Origin of the sequence: Paenibacillus sp. S-12, assembly GCF_030363895.1 — a bacterium.
GTDB classification, from domain to species: Bacteria; Bacillota; Bacilli; order Paenibacillales; family Paenibacillaceae; genus Paenibacillus_B; species Paenibacillus_B alvei.
On sequence record NZ_JASIUF010000010.1, the window covers coordinates 22785 to 38788 of the forward strand.

At 45.6% G+C, this 16004-nt stretch carries 15 protein-coding genes; 13 read left to right on the forward strand and 2 right to left on the reverse strand.

The genetic code is table 11. The annotated features are described in order from the left end of the window. Positions 1-27 precede the first annotated feature (27 nt). From NO352_RS09670 to NO352_RS09690, 6 genes are all read left to right on the forward strand, one after another. A complete protein-coding gene (locus tag NO352_RS09670) occupies positions 28-1485 on the forward strand; it encodes an amidohydrolase family protein (RefSeq protein WP_289355493.1) in 1458 nt (485 codons plus the stop codon). 141 nt (positions 1486-1626) lie between these two features. Further along, complete coding sequence (locus tag NO352_RS25130) at positions 1627-1755, forward strand: carbohydrate-binding protein (RefSeq protein WP_326101104.1); 129 nt, start codon at positions 1627-1629, stop codon at positions 1753-1755. 165 nt (positions 1756-1920) lie between these two features. Then, a complete protein-coding gene (locus NO352_RS09675) occupies positions 1921-2694 on the forward strand; it encodes a DeoR/GlpR family DNA-binding transcription regulator (RefSeq protein ID WP_005550943.1) in 774 nt (257 codons plus the stop codon). After that, positions 2691-3911, forward strand: a complete 1221-nt coding sequence (locus NO352_RS09680; protein WP_289355494.1) for an MFS transporter — start codon at positions 2691-2693, stop codon at positions 3909-3911. Before NO352_RS09675 ends, NO352_RS09680 begins: the two co-directional genes overlap by 4 nt. Before the next feature lie 705 nt (positions 3912-4616). After that, positions 4617-5816: an FAD/NAD(P)-binding oxidoreductase gene (locus NO352_RS09685; protein ID WP_278000068.1), complete on the forward strand. Its 1200-nt coding sequence runs from the start codon at positions 4617-4619 to the stop codon at positions 5814-5816. Between the two features lie 115 nt (positions 5817-5931). Then, entirely contained in the window at positions 5932-7413 is a 1482-nt protein-coding gene (locus tag NO352_RS09690; RefSeq protein WP_289355495.1) for an MBL fold metallo-hydrolase, read from the forward strand. 122 nt (positions 7414-7535) lie between these two features. Here NO352_RS09690 and NO352_RS09695 read toward each other — a convergent pair whose 3' ends face one another. Then, complete coding sequence (locus tag NO352_RS09695) at positions 7536-8537, reverse strand: cation diffusion facilitator family transporter (protein WP_005550938.1); 1002 nt, start codon at positions 8535-8537, stop codon at positions 7536-7538. 247 nt (positions 8538-8784) lie between these two features. Between NO352_RS09695 and NO352_RS09700 the strand changes: the two genes are divergently transcribed. From NO352_RS09700 to NO352_RS09720, 5 genes are all read left to right on the forward strand, one after another. Continuing rightward, positions 8785-9846, forward strand: a complete 1062-nt coding sequence (locus NO352_RS09700) for a suppressor of fused domain protein (protein WP_289355496.1) — start codon at positions 8785-8787, stop codon at positions 9844-9846. Positions 9847-9888: 42 nt separating this feature from the next. Beyond that, complete coding sequence (locus NO352_RS09705) at positions 9889-11190, forward strand: WD40 repeat domain-containing protein (RefSeq protein WP_289355497.1); 1302 nt, start codon at positions 9889-9891, stop codon at positions 11188-11190. A gap of 155 nt (positions 11191-11345) precedes the next feature. Next, entirely contained in the window at positions 11346-11924 is a 579-nt protein-coding gene (locus NO352_RS09710; protein WP_005550935.1) for a DNA-3-methyladenine glycosylase I, read from the forward strand. 50 nt (positions 11925-11974) lie between these two features. Continuing rightward, positions 11975-12934, forward strand: coding sequence for an AAA family ATPase (locus tag NO352_RS09715; protein WP_289355498.1), 960 nt, complete (start codon positions 11975-11977; stop codon positions 12932-12934). A gap of 37 nt (positions 12935-12971) precedes the next feature. Then, entirely contained in the window at positions 12972-13583 is a 612-nt protein-coding gene (locus tag NO352_RS09720) for an RNA ligase family protein (protein ID WP_412071004.1), read from the forward strand. A 161-nt stretch (positions 13584-13744) separates the two neighbouring features. Here NO352_RS09720 and NO352_RS09725 read toward each other — a convergent pair whose 3' ends face one another. Further along, a complete protein-coding gene (locus tag NO352_RS09725; protein WP_171417101.1) occupies positions 13745-14491 on the reverse strand; it encodes a MerR family transcriptional regulator in 747 nt (248 codons plus the stop codon). 87 nt (positions 14492-14578) lie between these two features. Between NO352_RS09725 and NO352_RS09730 the strand changes: the two genes are divergently transcribed. Beyond that, a complete protein-coding gene (locus NO352_RS09730) occupies positions 14579-15280 on the forward strand; it encodes a CPBP family intramembrane glutamic endopeptidase (protein WP_289355499.1) in 702 nt (233 codons plus the stop codon). A 255-nt stretch (positions 15281-15535) separates the two neighbouring features. Beyond that, the gene (locus NO352_RS09735) at positions 15536-15994 is read left to right on the forward strand and encodes a MarR family winged helix-turn-helix transcriptional regulator (RefSeq protein ID WP_005550930.1); all 459 of its coding nucleotides are present in this window, start codon (positions 15536-15538) and stop codon (positions 15992-15994) included. The last annotated feature ends 10 nt before the right edge of the window (positions 15995-16004 follow it).

The window sequence follows — 16004 nt, forward strand, 5'->3', positions numbered from 1 at the left end:
ACACATTAGAGGAAAGGGTGATTGTAATTGTTTAAGAACAGTGTCATCATGTTGATTGTAATCGTTCTATCGGGAATGTTGGCCCAGCCTGCCTTTTCCTTAATAGAACCACCAAATCCAAGTAATAAGAATTGTTTACTTGTGCAGGACGTCACCATTGTGGATGTGAAGACAGGCAAGCTGAAACCAAATCAGTCGGTTGTCATTCAGGGCAACCAAATTACAGCAGTAGCTGATACGGTTGACGTTGATGTTCCTAACGATGCGCGTGTGATCAAAGCAAATGGGAAATATCTTATCCCTGGTTTATGGGATATGCACGTCCATATGGAAAATTACATGGATAATGCAGTCCCTCATTTTTTAGCAAACGGAGTGACAGGTGTTAGGGAGATGGGCTCCAGCCTCCACCATGTTCAAGTGACGCGCAGCATGAATAATCAGGAAATCGTGACTCCGCGCATTGTACATTCTGGTAAAGTTATTAATCTATCACCAAATAATGAGGTTCCTTCGCATCACTATAGTTTAAAAAATAAAGCAGCGGTTCGTAAAGCTGTACAACAGTTGAAGACATATAAGATCGATCAAATTAAAATGTACTCCCACATACCTAAAGAACTTTATGCTGTGGCTATGGAGGAAGCAAAGAAGCTGCAACTTCCGGTTAGTGGTCATTTACCATTTACTGTACGTGCAGATGAAGCTTCTAACGACGGTATGAGAAGCTTCGAGCATTTGCATGGGATGCATATTGCTACAGCATCAAAGAAATCAGGTATTTTCAACAGCCTTGTTAAGAAAACAGAAGCGGGTATTATTAATAACGATCAGTTGTTGTATCTTGAATACGAAAATAAAGCTGCAAAGCATTATGATGCAAAAGAAGCCGGGAAGCTGTTTGAGATCTTTAAACGGAACGAAACTTGGCAGGTTCCTACACTTGTAACGGTGACAAGCTTAAATAAGCAGGTGCCTGATGAAAGAGTGCGCTTCTTAGAACCTGCTGTTCAGAAGAAGTGGGCAGCATTAATAGAAAATTGGCACAAGGATAAAAGAGGGGCTGCTATCCATCAGGAACTGGAACATAACAATTTGCAATTAGTTCGTAAAATGAATGAGGCTGGGGTACCGATTATGGCTGGCACTGATTCTACTTACATGATGCCAAATCTATATTACGGCTTTAGCCTACATGAAGAACTTCAACTGCTAGTCAAAGCGGGACTAAGTCCGCTGCAAGCCCTTCAGGCTGCCACGATTAATCCGGCTCGCTATTTGGAAAATGAGGATAAGCAGGGCACGGTAGAGGTAGGAAAGCTAGCCGATCTCGTCCTGCTAGACGCGAATCCGCTCGCAGATATTCGCAACACAACTCAAATCCATGCGGTCGTCATGAATGGGCATCTAATCGATCGGACAGCGATTCTCAAAAAGCTCAAAACGTACCCGATTAGTAAGGAGCTCTCTCGCAATCAGAAATAAACTGTGGTACGTGGTACGTGTCACGTACTACTATCGCTATGTTCAACTCGTAAAGCCTGAACCTAAAAGGATTCAGCCTTTACGGGTTGTTTTTGTGGATTAATTACCCAAACTGCTATAAGGCCAACGACGGAGTTACTTATGCAGGAAAGACTTACTCATAAAGGACTTACTTATGCGGGAAAGACTTACTTATGCCGACAAGCGCATACTTCATTGCCAGGGTGGGAACCGTCCAACGCCCCAGCTTTGTGGCAGCTTACATCCTAAATCAAGTGAGACGAGGAGTTCTGAGCTATCAGGACTCCTTTTTTATGTTCGTTCAACTGCGTCGCTTCTCCTATTGACACCTGCCAGCTATTGCTTATAATCATAAATATCGCTTAACATCACTTAACAATGCTTAACTTTACTTAAAGGGATAGGGGAGAGTTCATGTTTCAAGAAGAACGCTTGGCTGCCATTTTAGAGCACCTAAAGAGGAACAAGCGCATTGAAGTTGAACAAGTATGCGAACTGCTGTCTATATCGCGAGATACTGCGCGAAGGGACATAATCAAGCTCGAAGAACGAGGCTGCATCATTCGAACACGGGGCGGTGCCGTCCTGCCTACCATATCGAAGGAGATGCCAAATTACGGTCAGCGTCTGCAGAAAGAGACGACGTCTAAGCAGATGATCGGGCACGTTGCTGCAAGTCTTCTTCATGACGACGATTACATATATATGGATTCATCCACGACGGTAAGATATGTTGGAGAATACATGAAGACGAAGCGGAATGTTATCGTTACCAATTCGATTGATATGGCCGGCATGTTGGCAGAAAGGAATTTGGCTCGTATTCAGCTGCTTGGCGGTCTACTGGACAATAATCAACGCATGATTTATGGATCGCGGGCGATAGAGATGTTGAGCGATTATCACTTCGACAAGGCGTTCCTTGGCACTTGCGGATTGTCTATGAATGGACTGACGACCGACTTTGAAGAAGAGACGTATCTCATTAGGCAAGTGATTCGCAACGCAGACCAAGTCATTATCCTTGCTGACCACTCCAAGTTCGGCAAGACGATGTTCCATCGTGTTGCCGGCTTAGAAGATATAGACTTTATCGTCACAGATCGTGAGCCAGATACGGATTGGCAGCGTCATGTAAATGAAATAGGCGTTGAAATTATCATTGCTAACAAAAGAGGTGCACCATGATTAACAGATTGATTTGGATGGGATGTCTATCGTACATAGTAACTGGGGTAACACTTGTCATGATGGGCGCAGTTCTTCCTGAACTGCTTCTGAACTATGGCTTGAATTATACGGACGGCGGAATACTCGTATTTGTCCAATTTGTCGGCGTGCTGCTCGGCGTTCTCAGTATGCCAGCTATTTCTCGAAGGTTCAGTCGAAAGCGGGGAGTAATGATCGGATTGCTGATGATTAGCGCCGAGCTGCTGCTGTTTTTCCTCCCGCCATGGCCAGTCGTTATTTTGTTAGCTGGATTTGCGGGAGCGGGAGCGGGGCTTGTGGAGTCAGGCATCGGTACAATTATCCTTGTCGCTGTCAAAGAGAAGCAAGCCATCGCGATGAGCAAGCTGGAGGTTACTTTCGGCATCGGCGCCTTGACGATACCATTCGTGGCAAGCTTCTTAATCGCACGCGGGATATGGACTTACTCTTTCCTTCTGCTCGGCATAAGTGCACTTCTTACTGCAATCGCTTGGCAGCGGATGTCGTTCGGCCATGTCGATGCCATGTTGACGCGGACAGTAAATAAGGGCTCTGAACCCAAACGTAAATCTTACTCAAGGAAGTCCATTCCTTTCCTTATTTTATGCACATTATACTTCATGCTCTATGGGGGGAGCGAGGTGTCTGTTGTTCACTTCTTTCCATCCATTTTTATTGAGAGATGGGGTGTTGCAACCTCTGATGCAACATTAACGGTTACGGTATATTGGCTGGCTATGGTTATAGGACGTGCAATGTGCGGAATTCTTGCTGAGAAGCTAACCTATTATCGCTTCTTATGGATGTCCACAACCATTAGTGTGCTCGCACTGCTGCTGATGCCTTTCAGCTCACACGCATGGGTCGGCTACCTAATTAGCTTCCTGCTAGGGTTGGGCATGGCTGGCATGTTCGCAATTATGCTTATTTATGCAAATAAAGCATTGCCTGGTATGACAGAGCGAACAACAAGCATATTGCTTGCAGCGAATGGACTCGGCGGTTCGCTCATGCCAATCGCTGTCGGCAGAATGATGGATATATGGTCAGTACATGCTGTCATGTGGCTATTTTTTGCTGTTATGCTTGTCATGCTGCTCATTGTGTTCGCTTCGAAGCAGCTACAAGGGCTGGCAGCACGTCCCGGACATTTCAAGCAAGAACAACGGGAAGCAACGTTGTGTGAAGAATCATAATTCTGTTGTGTTACACACTTTAGGATAATTTGTGAAAGTTTAAAGAAAAAGCAGTTCCTATCTTCGATTATGTGTTATTATCCCCTTGTAGTAGGCGATGGAAAATTAATCCATGATATCATGGATTAATCATTGTTGACCGGAGGGGATTTTTCATGTCTGCTGTTTACACCCACTCTACGGTTATTTCCGCATACATACTGCACTGCGCACAGGGGTTTCACACACTTCAAAAACATATGCAAACAACTTACGAGTCAGAACCTTATAAGCAGCCACTCAAGACGCGGAAACCGCCTTGAATAACGCGTGTATAGAATCATTTTTCTCGCATCTCAAAACTGAAAATCTGCACTTAGCCAAGCCAAATATAGAATCTAAGGTCGAATATCTTGTTCGCGAATGCGTCGCCTATTATAACCTAGATCGGTTACAGAAATAATTAGGAACCGATCACCGGTAGAATACCGGGAATCGATCGCCGTTTAAATTAACTCTTTTTCAACCGTCTACTTGACGGGGATACGACCAATGAAGGTGGAATTGCTTTTTTCATTATCATAGCAATGCTCCTTAAGCCATATATTTTGACCATTGGTGCAATATCTGAATACGCTTACGAACAATTTCTTAACGATTTGGGCATTTACACATTACTTTCTTGTGTTCATTGTAAATAGAACTTGTAATGAGGGAGGGAAAGTGATGCCTATACAGCTTCACTACACCATCGCTATTGTTGGAGCTGGAAGTGCCGGATTATCGGTTGCGGCACGATTGCTGCGGCAATCAAAAGCGTTTCAAGGATCTATTGTAATCATTGATCCGCAGAAGAATCATTACTACCAGCCCTTATGGACATTGGTCGGAGGGGGTGTCGTTAAAAAGGAGACAACAAGTCGCAGCTTGCAATCGCTTATCCCTAAGGGAGCAGACTGGCTGCAGGAAGCGGTCGCCCAATTTCAACCGAGTGAGAATCAAATCGTCACTGCTGAGGGAACAGTCATCAAATATGATGCGCTCGTCGTCACAGCGGGCATTCAAGTGAATTGGGATCATATTAAGGGGCTCAAGGAATGCATCGGACAAGAAGGGGTATGCAGCAACTACGATTATCGTTACGTGGATAGCACGTGGGAATCCATTCATCAATTCCGTGGCGGCAATGCAATATTCACTCAGCCAAGTACCCCTATCAAATGCGGGGGAGCGCCACAAAAAATTATGTATTTGGCTGACGATGCTTTTCGTCAGATGGGAGTCAGGACTAAAACCAACATTATTTTTGCTTCCGGGAACGCTTCGATATTTGCTGTTCCTAAATATGCAGCCGCGCTTGATCGAGTTGTGGAGCGCAAGGGGATTACGACCAAATACAAAATGAACCTGATCGAGATCCGTGCTGACAAGCGAGAAGCTGTATTTGAGCATGTCGATACAAAAGAACAAGAGACCATGAAATATGACATGCTGCATGTCGTACCGCCCATGTCCGCCCCATCATTTATTCAGAACAGTCCACTTTCAGGCCCGGGCGGTTGGGTAGAAGTCGATAAGCACTCTCTTCAGCACGTGCGGTTTGAAAATGTGTTCGCCCTTGGAGATTGCAGCAATCTGCCGACTTCCAAGACTGGGGCGGCTATCCGCAAGCAAGCACCTGTAGCGGCGCGCAACATTATCAATTGGCTGGCAGGACAACCGCTTGATGCCAGCTATGACGGATACACCTCTTGTCCGCTCGTAACGGGATATAACCGTCTCATTTTGGCGGAATTCGATTATCAATTGACACCGCGAGAAACGTTCCCCTTCGATCAATCGAAGGAACGGTACAGCATGTACGTGCTAAAGAAAGACCTGCTTCCAAAAATGTATTGGCACGGCATGCTCAAAGGCCGGATGTGAGCAAGTAGTACAACGTGCGAACATACGAGAATTGATTATATGAAAATTGATTAAATGGGAATTGATTATAGGAGAATTGCTTAGAGGAATCAAAATAGAAGGGAGGGGCAGTTTCATGCTGCTACGTTATTTTTATGATGAGAAACTGGCTCATGCATCGTATCTCGTAGGCTGTCAAGCAACAGGAGAGGCTATCGTAATCGACCCTGCTCGGGATATTGAACCGTATTGTACTGCGGCACGAGCCGAGGGGTTAGCGATTGTCGCAGTTGCTGAAACCCACATTCATGCTGATTTTGTGTCGGGTGCGCGTGAATTGGGAGTGAGGCAGGGAGCTACGCTCTATTTGTCCGGCGAGGGAGGCCCGGATTGGGCATACAGCTACGTGGACGATACAGGAAGCGGTAAGATCAAGTACCGAATTATTAAGGACGGCTATAAATTTCACATTGGCAACATTAGTTTTGAGGTGCTGCACACGCCTGGACATACGCCGGAAAGTGTGTCGTATTTAGTGACAGATAAGGGTGGGGGAGCCGATTGCCCAATGGGCATCTTCACAGGCGACTTCGTCTTCGTAGGAGATGTCGGACGCCCAGATCTGCTGGAGAAATCAGTTGGAATGGCTGGTACGGCCGAGCAAGGTGCACGGCAAATGTTCCGCTCTCTGCGACGCTTCAAGACTCTGCCTGAATATGTACAGGTATGGCCGTCACATGGAGCCGGCAGCGCATGCGGCAAGGCTCTTGGCGCAATCCCGTCTTCGACGGTCGGTTATGAGAAGCGCTTCAATTGGGCCTTGTCGTTTGATGAGGAACAATCTTTTATTACCGCCTTACTGGCGGGCCAGCCTGAGCCCCCTACCTATTTTCCGCGTATGAAGCATGTGAATCGAGACGGAGCAGTACTGCTCGATCAGCTTCCTGAGCCACAACAGATGGAAGGAGAAATCTCGGCTATAACCCGTCTTGCGGAAAATGGAGCCATTGTACTGGATACTCGTCCATCTTCCTCATTCGCAGCGAAGCATGTGAAGGGGACAATTAACATTCCATATCAGCGTTCCTTTACGACATGGGCCGGCTGGCTTGTTCGTGATGATCGCCCTCTATACGTGATAGGCGATACTGATCAATTCAGAAATATATTAAGGGACTTGCGGTCAATCGGAATAGATCGCATAGCGGGTACAATAAACACGACAGAGATGTGGAGCAACAAGCGAGGCGAGGCCGCATTGTCTGATTTACAATCCTACACGGAGGTCACGCCTTCCGATATCGTGGGCAGGGTTCGAGCGGATGAGGTAACAATAGTGGATGTGCGCTCAACAGCAGAATGGGAGGAGGGGCATCTGCCCGGGGCGAAACATATTCTACTGGGCACGCTGCCCGCTTGCATTCCAGAAGTCCCGTCTAATAAGCCAGTCCTCGTTCAATGCCGGACAGGAGCGCGCTCCGCGATTGCAGCGAGTATTCTGCAAGCGCACGGCTTTTCGAATGTTATGAATTTACTGGGCGGCATCATCAGATGGAAGGAAGAAGGACTTCCGACAGAGAAGCCGCTCGTTCGACTTGGAGAAAGTAATGGCAACTGATAAGTTTTCGGTTAGGGAGAGCAATCTACAGCGATATTCGTTCTAGCTAACATCTAGCTTACTAAAAAGAGCGGCAGGATCAAGAATCATCTTGAGCCATGCCGCTCTTGTTTTATGTGAAATTATGCGAATTCGTTCAACGCTTCCGGCGTCCAGTCCCTTACCCCGTTGTCTTCAATAATTCCGATTACAACGTCCGTAATATCGGGATCAGCAATTAGTTTATCTTGAACGCGGAATATGATATCGTCAGCATCGGCTAATGATAAGCCCTTGCGCGTTTCTATCATGGCATCTACGTGATAGTAACGTCCTTCTTGTGTAATTCGCAGATCGTTAATATCGGTTACATCCTGATCGGAAAGAATAATGAGCGCCACCTTCTCAGCTACATCGCGAGGAGCCGCCACGCCGATAAGTCCGACCATGTTGTCATACCCGACGCGAAAAGCAACACCAACCATTAAAAAGCCGATCAGAATCGTTACTACGCCATCCAACGCCTTGAATGCCGTCATGGATGTAATGACTACTGCAATCATGGCTAGAAGAGCACCCGATACCGCCACTAAATCCTCGTAAAAAACCAACCGGGTAGGCGGTGCAGAGCGTCCAACGTGCTTAAAGGATGCCGGGATAAATCCCAAGCCGCGCGTTTCAACTCTAGCTTCCTTGGTAATTTCCTTCATTGCTTTCAATAGGATTGCACCGTCAACCGCAAGATTAAAAATCAATGCAGCGATATTGATCCAAAATGCACTGCTGCTTGTTTGCGCGGGATGCTGGATTAAATGCCAGCCTTCGCGCACAGTTTCATAGGCCATAATCGTAACGACGATAACGGCCACCATGCAAAAAATATTAATGACTCGACCGAACCCAGTAGGGAATTGCCGAGTAGGCTTCTTTTCAGATAGCACGCTGCCGACAAATACGAAGCCTTGATTCACACTATCCGCCAATGAGTGCATGGAAGATGCGAACATCGCACCACTGCCGCTCATCGCAGCGCCTACGCCTTTCGCAGCTGCAATAAAGGCATTGCCAATCATCGCAATTGCAGAAGACTTGTTTCCTTTCTTAATAAGTTCTAATACTGTTTCTCGTTCCGGTTCGGGATCCATTGCTTCCTCCTAAGATCATGAATAAGTTAAATGAAATTGTTGACTAAGCTTACTTATTTTATTACAAGAAGCTTTATGCAATCAATTATTAATACGGCTAAATTAAAAAAAGTTTCGAGATTTCATTTTTGCATCTATCGTTGATATAATTACCAAGGTAGGAGATTGATAGAATTTCGCTTTAGTTGAGATTTGTTTTTTCGTTATAGCTACATCATAAATGGAAAAGCGCGGGAGGAGACGCCACATGAGCGAAGAGACAAGCACCGCCGGTTGGGATGCAATTGATCATGCGTTAGCAAAAATTTATGGCAAACAAGAACCAAAGCATTATGGAACAATGATTCCGTATGCATTGGGCGGTGATGATCCTTTGGACGGAATAAGTGCATACAAAGCGGATTCACCATACCCGCATTGGCATTTTATAACCTATGGATTTTCAGAGCTTTATGATAAGGAATCAGATCACGCTGCATATAGCGGTTACGGGTTTGAGCTCACGTTCAGACTTGCCAGGCAGCCCGAGGAAGAGGAACCTCCCGCATGGGCGCTCAATCTGCTGCAAAATATGGGCAGATACGTATTCAACTCCGGCAATGTATTTCGCTCCGGCGATTATTTGGATGCCAACGGCCCGATATGCTTAGGTTCAGATACACAATTAACGGCCCTAGCTTTCATGCAGGATCTCGAATTGCCTGCAATTGATACCCCGAATGGCAGGATGGAGTTCATCCAGATGGTAGGGATAACAAAAGATGAACTTGAAGCTATGCAAGCTTGGAATACACTCGGCCTATTGAACGCTTCCCAATCGCATTTGCCTTTTTACATAACGAATCTGGATCGGGATTCGCTTCTTCGCGTACCTGAAATTGTAAAAGCTGTCGAACGCGGCATGCAGGAAGAAGGCTCGAATACGGGATTCTTATTCGTACAGCAATTAGGATGGGAATCTGGAAAGAATGGCTGGCTGAGCAAGAAGCCGGCTAAGCTTCTTATCGGGGCGAAACAAGCCGCTATTATCGGAAAGCTGATACAGGGTCGGGTACTAAAGCGTAAAGAACTCACATTGGTAGGATCAGAAGTTCGAATCGTGATAAAGTCGAGCGATCATACCTCTTATGAAACGATAGAAGATGAAATTCAGTTGTTCGTAGATGATTGTACGGCTGCTGAACTAAACGCTAAGCTGGAGCCGAAGGCAGGCGTTATTGAACTTGCGTCTGTGCAAGGTATTGTCGTTCAGATCGAAAAAACAGAAATTAAGGATCAAGAAGGCAACGTCGTTGAGGTTATTGGATAAGGCAGGCACAAAAGATACAATGCACAAGGGGAGAATCCGACATTGAGCTGGTTAAAAGAAGAGATTGCGATGAAGTGGCGTGCGGAGGGCAAACGATATGCCGCAGAAATTAATGAATTCGTGCGCATCGGAATGGAAAGCAACTGGGAGCAGGCACAACAAGAGCCTGGGGAAGATCAGCGTTCGAGCATGGCGGCTGAAATCGTTGATATGATAAGGGCTGCCAATCGGACAGGCGATACCGAACGGCTGCGGCAGGAGATTCCGCCAGCATCGTGGCCAATTACATCCGCTTTTCAGGAAAAGCAGCAGGCTATTAAACCCATTGTCTGCTTGAACGATGGAACTGTTCTTGTTAGTACAAATGGCGGAAACATATTTATCATCCAGCAGGATCGCATTACAGAGCTTTCAAACCTAGTTCATGTGGGCTGCTCTTCGGATGGAAACGATTTTGCGCTTATAACGGAACATGGAATACATACAAAACGGGGAACAGTCTCAAGCTTGGAAGAGTGCGAAGAGATTGCCGCATGGTCTTGGAAAGACATTCAGCAAAGCATTAAAGCCATTCTGCCTGATTGGGAATCTCTTGCCGACTCAGAGCATCCAGCAAACCACATTGTGGAGGCGATTCCGTTTGACAACGGAACACGGCTTATTCTCGTTACAGATTACGGCATCTATTTGATCCAAAAAGATGATGTTGTGCTGCTGCATCCTGAGCTTGCTGATATACAGGAATATGATTACGAGGATACACACATCGATATGGCTCACGGCGCTGTATCGCCTGACGGACGCTGGCTGGCGTACGGCAGTCAGTGTAGTGAGCATCTATTGCGAGATGTTGCGAGTGGAACGGTGCATACGTTCGAGCCGCAATCCAGTTATCCTCATTATGCGTTGTTCGCTAAGGATAGCCGTGCAGTCTGGTACAATGCATGTCATTTCTATAATGGGGCAACGATACAAGTTCCGCTTGATAACATTGGACAGCACCGACCTGAGACAGAATACGAATGGCCGCTTATGAATGATGAGATGCGCGTATATGCTGCTGCCGCATTGTCAGACGGGCATATTTTAGGTGATGCCTATGGATATTTGCGCAAAATAGACAGCACAGGCAAGGAGATTTGGCGATATTTTGTCGGCAGCACATTATACGGTATTGTCGCTTCGCCAGATGAATCTCGATTAGCGGTAGGTACATACGGAGGTATGCTTCATCTCATAGATTTAAAGAGCGGAGAGAAAAGTGCTTACAGTATCGGTACTGCGAATATTGTAGAGGTTGACCGCTGGATTTTGTGGCGGGATGAAGAGCCTCTGCGCTGGTAGTAGGCGTACGGCACAGGGAACTAAGCTGATTTGACAATGAAGATTGCAGACAAAATGGAATACCTGTTCTTCACTGAGGAAGTATTCGAACTTGCTAGATTTTTTTCGAATAAAATCAATATGTTAAATTTCTTATTAAAGAAGGAAGGTCTACGATGAGCAAACGCTGCGCATGGGTAAAAGAGAATGAGCCTTTATATGTGGACTATCATGACAAAGAGTGGGGGGTTCCCATATACGACGACCGCAAGTTATTTGAAATGCTGTGCTTGGAAGGTGCGCAGGCAGGGCTCAGTTGGTGGACAATTTTACAGAAGAGAGACAACTACCGTGAAGCATTCGATCAATTCGAGGCGGAGAAAATCGTTCAGTATACGGAGAGCAAACTGCAATCCTTGCTTGATGATACAGGTATCGTACGCAACAAATTGAAAATTCAAAGCGTTGTTAAAAACGCACGCGCCTTTTTGCAAGTCCAGAAAGATTACGGCTCCTTCTCCAATTACATATGGGGTTTCGTAGATAACCAGCCCATTGTGAACCATTGGGCAACCATCAAGGAGGTTCCGGTTACAACCGCCATCAGCGATAGAATGAGCAAGACGCTAAAGAAAGACGGCTTTTCATTCGTAGGGAGCACGATTTGTTATTCATTCATGCAGGCGGTCGGCATGGTGAATGATCATACGTTGGAATGCTTCTGCCATCGGTCACATCAAACGATTCAATCATAGACTCTGCGTACAGCTGTCATGTTTTCGGCTTGAAAGGAGGTGAGAAATCGATGAGTTCGATTCACATGCTGGCTGGCATACCGGGCAGCGGGAAAAGCCACTACGCCAAGGAGCTTTGCAAGCAGCACAAGGCTATTCATGTAGCAACCGATTCCATTCGTCAGAGGCTGTTTGGAAACGAGGCGAAGCAAAAAAATACGTATTTCGTATTTGATGAAGCGTTTGCCCAAATCGAGCAGGCATTGGCTTCAGGACGCAATGTTGTGTTTGACGCAACCAATGTTAGCCGCGACCGCAGACTGAAGTTTCTGAAGCGGTTCAAGGAGTTTCCGGTTGAATGCCATGTGTGCAGCACGCCCTATGATATCGCTATCCAGCGGGCACAATCAAGAAAGCGCAAAATCGACGAAGCTGTTTTGTCCAAGTTTGCCAAGCATTTTGAGTTTCCGGTTATTGGCGAAGGCTTCCAACAGATTCATATTGTGCATGCACCATCTGAAGTTTTGCTTGCGCGGTCGGAGCTGGAACAGCTGCTGGCTGACAATTCTGATCATGACGAGATGTTTGCATACTTGTCCAAATCCCCACATTTTCAATTGATGGTAGGGTATGACCAGCAGAACCCGCATCATTCGAAAACACTGTCTGAGCATACCTATGCGGTGCTTGAATATGTGCGTGTATGTTATGAAGGGGACAACATGCTGGCTATGCAGCTTGCAGCACTGTTTCATGATGCAGGTAAGCCATTCTGCAAGGTGTGGAAGCAAAGCCGGGGATACTACTCTTATTATGGACATGAACATGTATCTGCCGCGATCGCGTGCCATGTTTTGAAGCAAATGGGGTACGAAGAGGAGCTTATCCTGCAGGTCGTTAATTTAGTCAGCTTCCATATGGAGATCCTGCACGGCGGGGATGCCGGAGCATCCCATATTTATCATTTGCTAGGCGAGGAAATGCTGGCCCAATTGTATTTTTTTGCGGAAGCCGACACTTTCGCGAAATAAGGAGGTGACCGAAGTGAAAATCAAATATCCAAAAACGATGCACCTTCCATGGTCGAGAAGCTATACGAATGACGATAAAATATTGCGGAATACGAATCATTTTATCGGGCGCGAGGTTGTCGTTACAGAAAAGATGGATGGGGAGAATACGACGATGTATACGAATGGTATCCATGCTCGTTCACTGGACAGTAAGGATCATCCGTCTCGGCACATTGTTAAAATGCTGCATGGTGGAATTCAATATCTGATCCCGGAAGGCTATCGATTGTGCGGTGAAAATGTGTACGCGAAGCATTCGCTATACTATACGGATTTGCCGAGTTATTTCTTGCTGTTCTCCGTATGGAATGAGCAGAACATATGCCTATCGTGGGATGATACTCTCGAATGGGCTGATAAGCTTCAGCTTGCTGTCGTTCCGGTGCTGTATCGGGGAATATGGGATGAAGAGGCTGCAAAAAAATGCTATACGATGCAATCGCGCTGCGGTGGGGAACAGGAGGGCTATGTTGTCCGGCTTACGTCAGCATTTCAATATGATGCATTCAAGGACAGCGTGGCAAAGTTTGTCCGTCGCAATCATGTGCAAACCGATGAGCACTGGTTAAGCAAGCCAATCGAGCCAAATAGACTCATAATCCGATAATCGATTTTGCGATTTTTATACGATAAATGACTACAAGAAAGGAATGGGAATCATGTAATCCATAATGGAAGTACCCATCAGAAGCAGAAATACATAAGATCACAGCAAAAAACCAGCTTAACCTCCGTAACACGGCATGCAGCTGGCGTAGATTTCCTATATTATTTTATCTCTGCTTTTTCTTGCTCCAGGGCATACGCTGTGCTTCTTTCTACAAACTCCAATACCTCGTCGGATATCGGAAATAATCCCGTCTCACTGACTGGACGTTTCCTTACTTCCCAGAACTTTTCGATTAACTCCTCATCACCATCAAATGTGATCATCGACAGCTCATGCATCTCGTTTGCAATTTTATAGCCTTCATCGGATTCTGGCAGGATAGACTGTTGGATGCACCATTCAATCCGCCGCAGCAAGGACGCATACTGTTGAGTTAACGGGTCGCTGTTGCCGAGATTAGGTAGTGTACGGCGCAATAATTCGCTTTCTTCCTCTTCGAAATAATCCATCCACTGCTTCGAATTTGCAGGCGCGTTTTGCACAAGATTCGATACCTTCTCCCAAGAAAGATTTCCTTCTATATCAATCATATGTATGAGAGTGGCTGTATTGGAAATGCTCGTCTGCAGCGATGTTAACTGCTCCTGAAGAAGGTTATAATGTGCAGTTAAGATATGGCGGTAAGAGAGCTTGTCTATCAATTGCTGAATATCCTCCAGCGGAAGCGACAATGACTTCAAAAGCGTGATCTTCTCAAGTGTAAATAAATCTGTCTCCGAATAGTAGCGTCGACCGTTGTCTTCCTTTTGACTCGGCGTAAGCAGACCAATGTCATCATAATAACGCAATGTTCGTACGGATACATTTCTCATCTTCGAAACCTGTCCTGTTGTCCAACGATTCATGTCAGTCCTCCTGAAAAAAGTGCTTGCAGGTTACGTAACGTCACCTAATATAGTTGGATTATAACACAGAGGATTGAGGGATGAAGTTTGAAGATAACAGAGATGTGGAAGAAAAGTGATCCTTGGACTTGGCGCGAAATGCTAGCTTTACAGGCACTTGAATTCGTATTTGTAATCGTTGTGATTAAATATCCGCTTCAGCAGTTGTACGTCGAATGGTTTGATAATACGCTATATGCCGGGACGCTAACGGGTCTCACCATTGCGATTACATTAATACTGGGCACCTATTTTATTGCTTTGCGACCAAAGTCTCTGTCTTGGGTAGATGTAGGTGTTAGAGCATTTCCTGCTAGAGTTTGGTGGAAAATCATAGGCTGGATCTTGTTACTTATCATATTCAGCTTGGCTGCAGTTTATCTAACCAGCCTGCTTGGGAATACGGTGGAAAACAGCAAAACGGAGAGTCTCAAGCAAAATGTCACATTATTTACGTTATTCCTTGGTATTGTATCGGCAGGGATTATTTCGCCTGTATATGAGGAAATCTTTTATCGCGGCTTCATCTATCGTTGGCTTCGGACACGTGTTGGAATGGGGGGAGCAATCCTTATTAGCGCGTTGATCTTTACAGCAGCGCACTACCCAACGACCAATGCTATGCCCGTTAATTTCATTGGCGGAGTCATTTTCGCTTGGGCTTACGAACGAACGGGTTCTGTTGTGCCCGCTATCCTTGTCCATAGCTTTACGAATACGATTGGTGTTCTATTAACGGTGACTGGGTAAATGATGGTTACCATAATCCTGCAATCATTAGACAACTTCGTTCTGGACGTAGTTGTCTTTTTTTGCATTTTCTGCTGACAGAATACTTATAAAGACAGGGTGAGATCAATTTGACACAGATATTTTAGAGGTATATAATTCAATGGTAAAATAAATAGATAGATAACCTAATTATTTGAATGCCTAATAGTTAGATGATCTAATATAGAGACGAGACTTGGACATATGTTCTAGAAACGATGAGGTGATGCGGAAATGTTTGATCCAGATACGACGGCTTATAAGCTTGTCCAATCGTTTATGCGATTCAATAAGGCAGAATGGAATCAGCGAATGAACGCTGGCAAGAAGCGCAGTGAAATGATGATGCTGTTCTGCATCAAGCGCCATGCTCAAGAAGGGGAGCCTGCAATGCGGGTGTCCGATATCGGCAGTCATTTACGGCTTACCTCACCTACGGTAACGCAAACATTGAACATGCTAGAGAAAAAAGGTCTTGTCGAAAGGTTTATGGATAAGGCAGACAGGCGCGCGGTTCGAGTAAAACTGACCGAAGAAGGTTACAAGACGACAGAAGAAGGTCAGAAACAATTCGAGGAACAGATTAATGGCTTGATTAAGCATCTAGGTGAGGAGGAAAGCCTTCATCTTGCGGATTTATTGAAGAAAGTATATGAATATTACGAAATGCGCAGCCAAGAAAGAGAAAAATAGAGTCACACGA

What these genes read in the sequence shown, in the direction of transcription:
- NO352_RS09735 (WP_005550930.1), top strand. Translation starts at nt 15,536, where the DNA reads ATGTTTGATCCAGATACGACGGCTTATAAGCTTGTCCAATCGTTTATG.
- NO352_RS09725 (WP_171417101.1), bottom strand. Translation starts at nt 14,491, where the DNA reads ATGAATCGTTGGACAACAGGACAGGTTTCGAAGATGAGAAATGTATCC.
- NO352_RS09690 (WP_289355495.1), top strand. Translation starts at nt 5,932, where the DNA reads ATGCTGCTACGTTATTTTTATGATGAGAAACTGGCTCATGCATCGTAT.
- NO352_RS09685 (WP_278000068.1), top strand. Translation starts at nt 4,617, where the DNA reads ATGCCTATACAGCTTCACTACACCATCGCTATTGTTGGAGCTGGAAGT.
- NO352_RS09695 (WP_005550938.1), bottom strand. Translation starts at nt 8,537, where the DNA reads ATGGATCCCGAACCGGAACGAGAAACAGTATTAGAACTTATTAAGAAA.
- NO352_RS09675 (WP_005550943.1), top strand. Translation starts at nt 1,921, where the DNA reads ATGTTTCAAGAAGAACGCTTGGCTGCCATTTTAGAGCACCTAAAGAGG.
- NO352_RS09720 (WP_412071004.1), top strand. Translation starts at nt 12,972, where the DNA reads ATGCACCTTCCATGGTCGAGAAGCTATACGAATGACGATAAAATATTG.
- NO352_RS09710 (WP_005550935.1), top strand. Translation starts at nt 11,346, where the DNA reads ATGAGCAAACGCTGCGCATGGGTAAAAGAGAATGAGCCTTTATATGTG.
- NO352_RS09715 (WP_289355498.1), top strand. Translation starts at nt 11,975, where the DNA reads ATGAGTTCGATTCACATGCTGGCTGGCATACCGGGCAGCGGGAAAAGC.
- NO352_RS09680 (WP_289355494.1), top strand. Translation starts at nt 2,691, where the DNA reads ATGATTAACAGATTGATTTGGATGGGATGTCTATCGTACATAGTAACT.
- NO352_RS25130 (WP_326101104.1), top strand. Translation starts at nt 1,627, where the DNA reads ATGCAGGAAAGACTTACTCATAAAGGACTTACTTATGCGGGAAAGACT.
- NO352_RS09700 (WP_289355496.1), top strand. Translation starts at nt 8,785, where the DNA reads ATGAGCGAAGAGACAAGCACCGCCGGTTGGGATGCAATTGATCATGCG.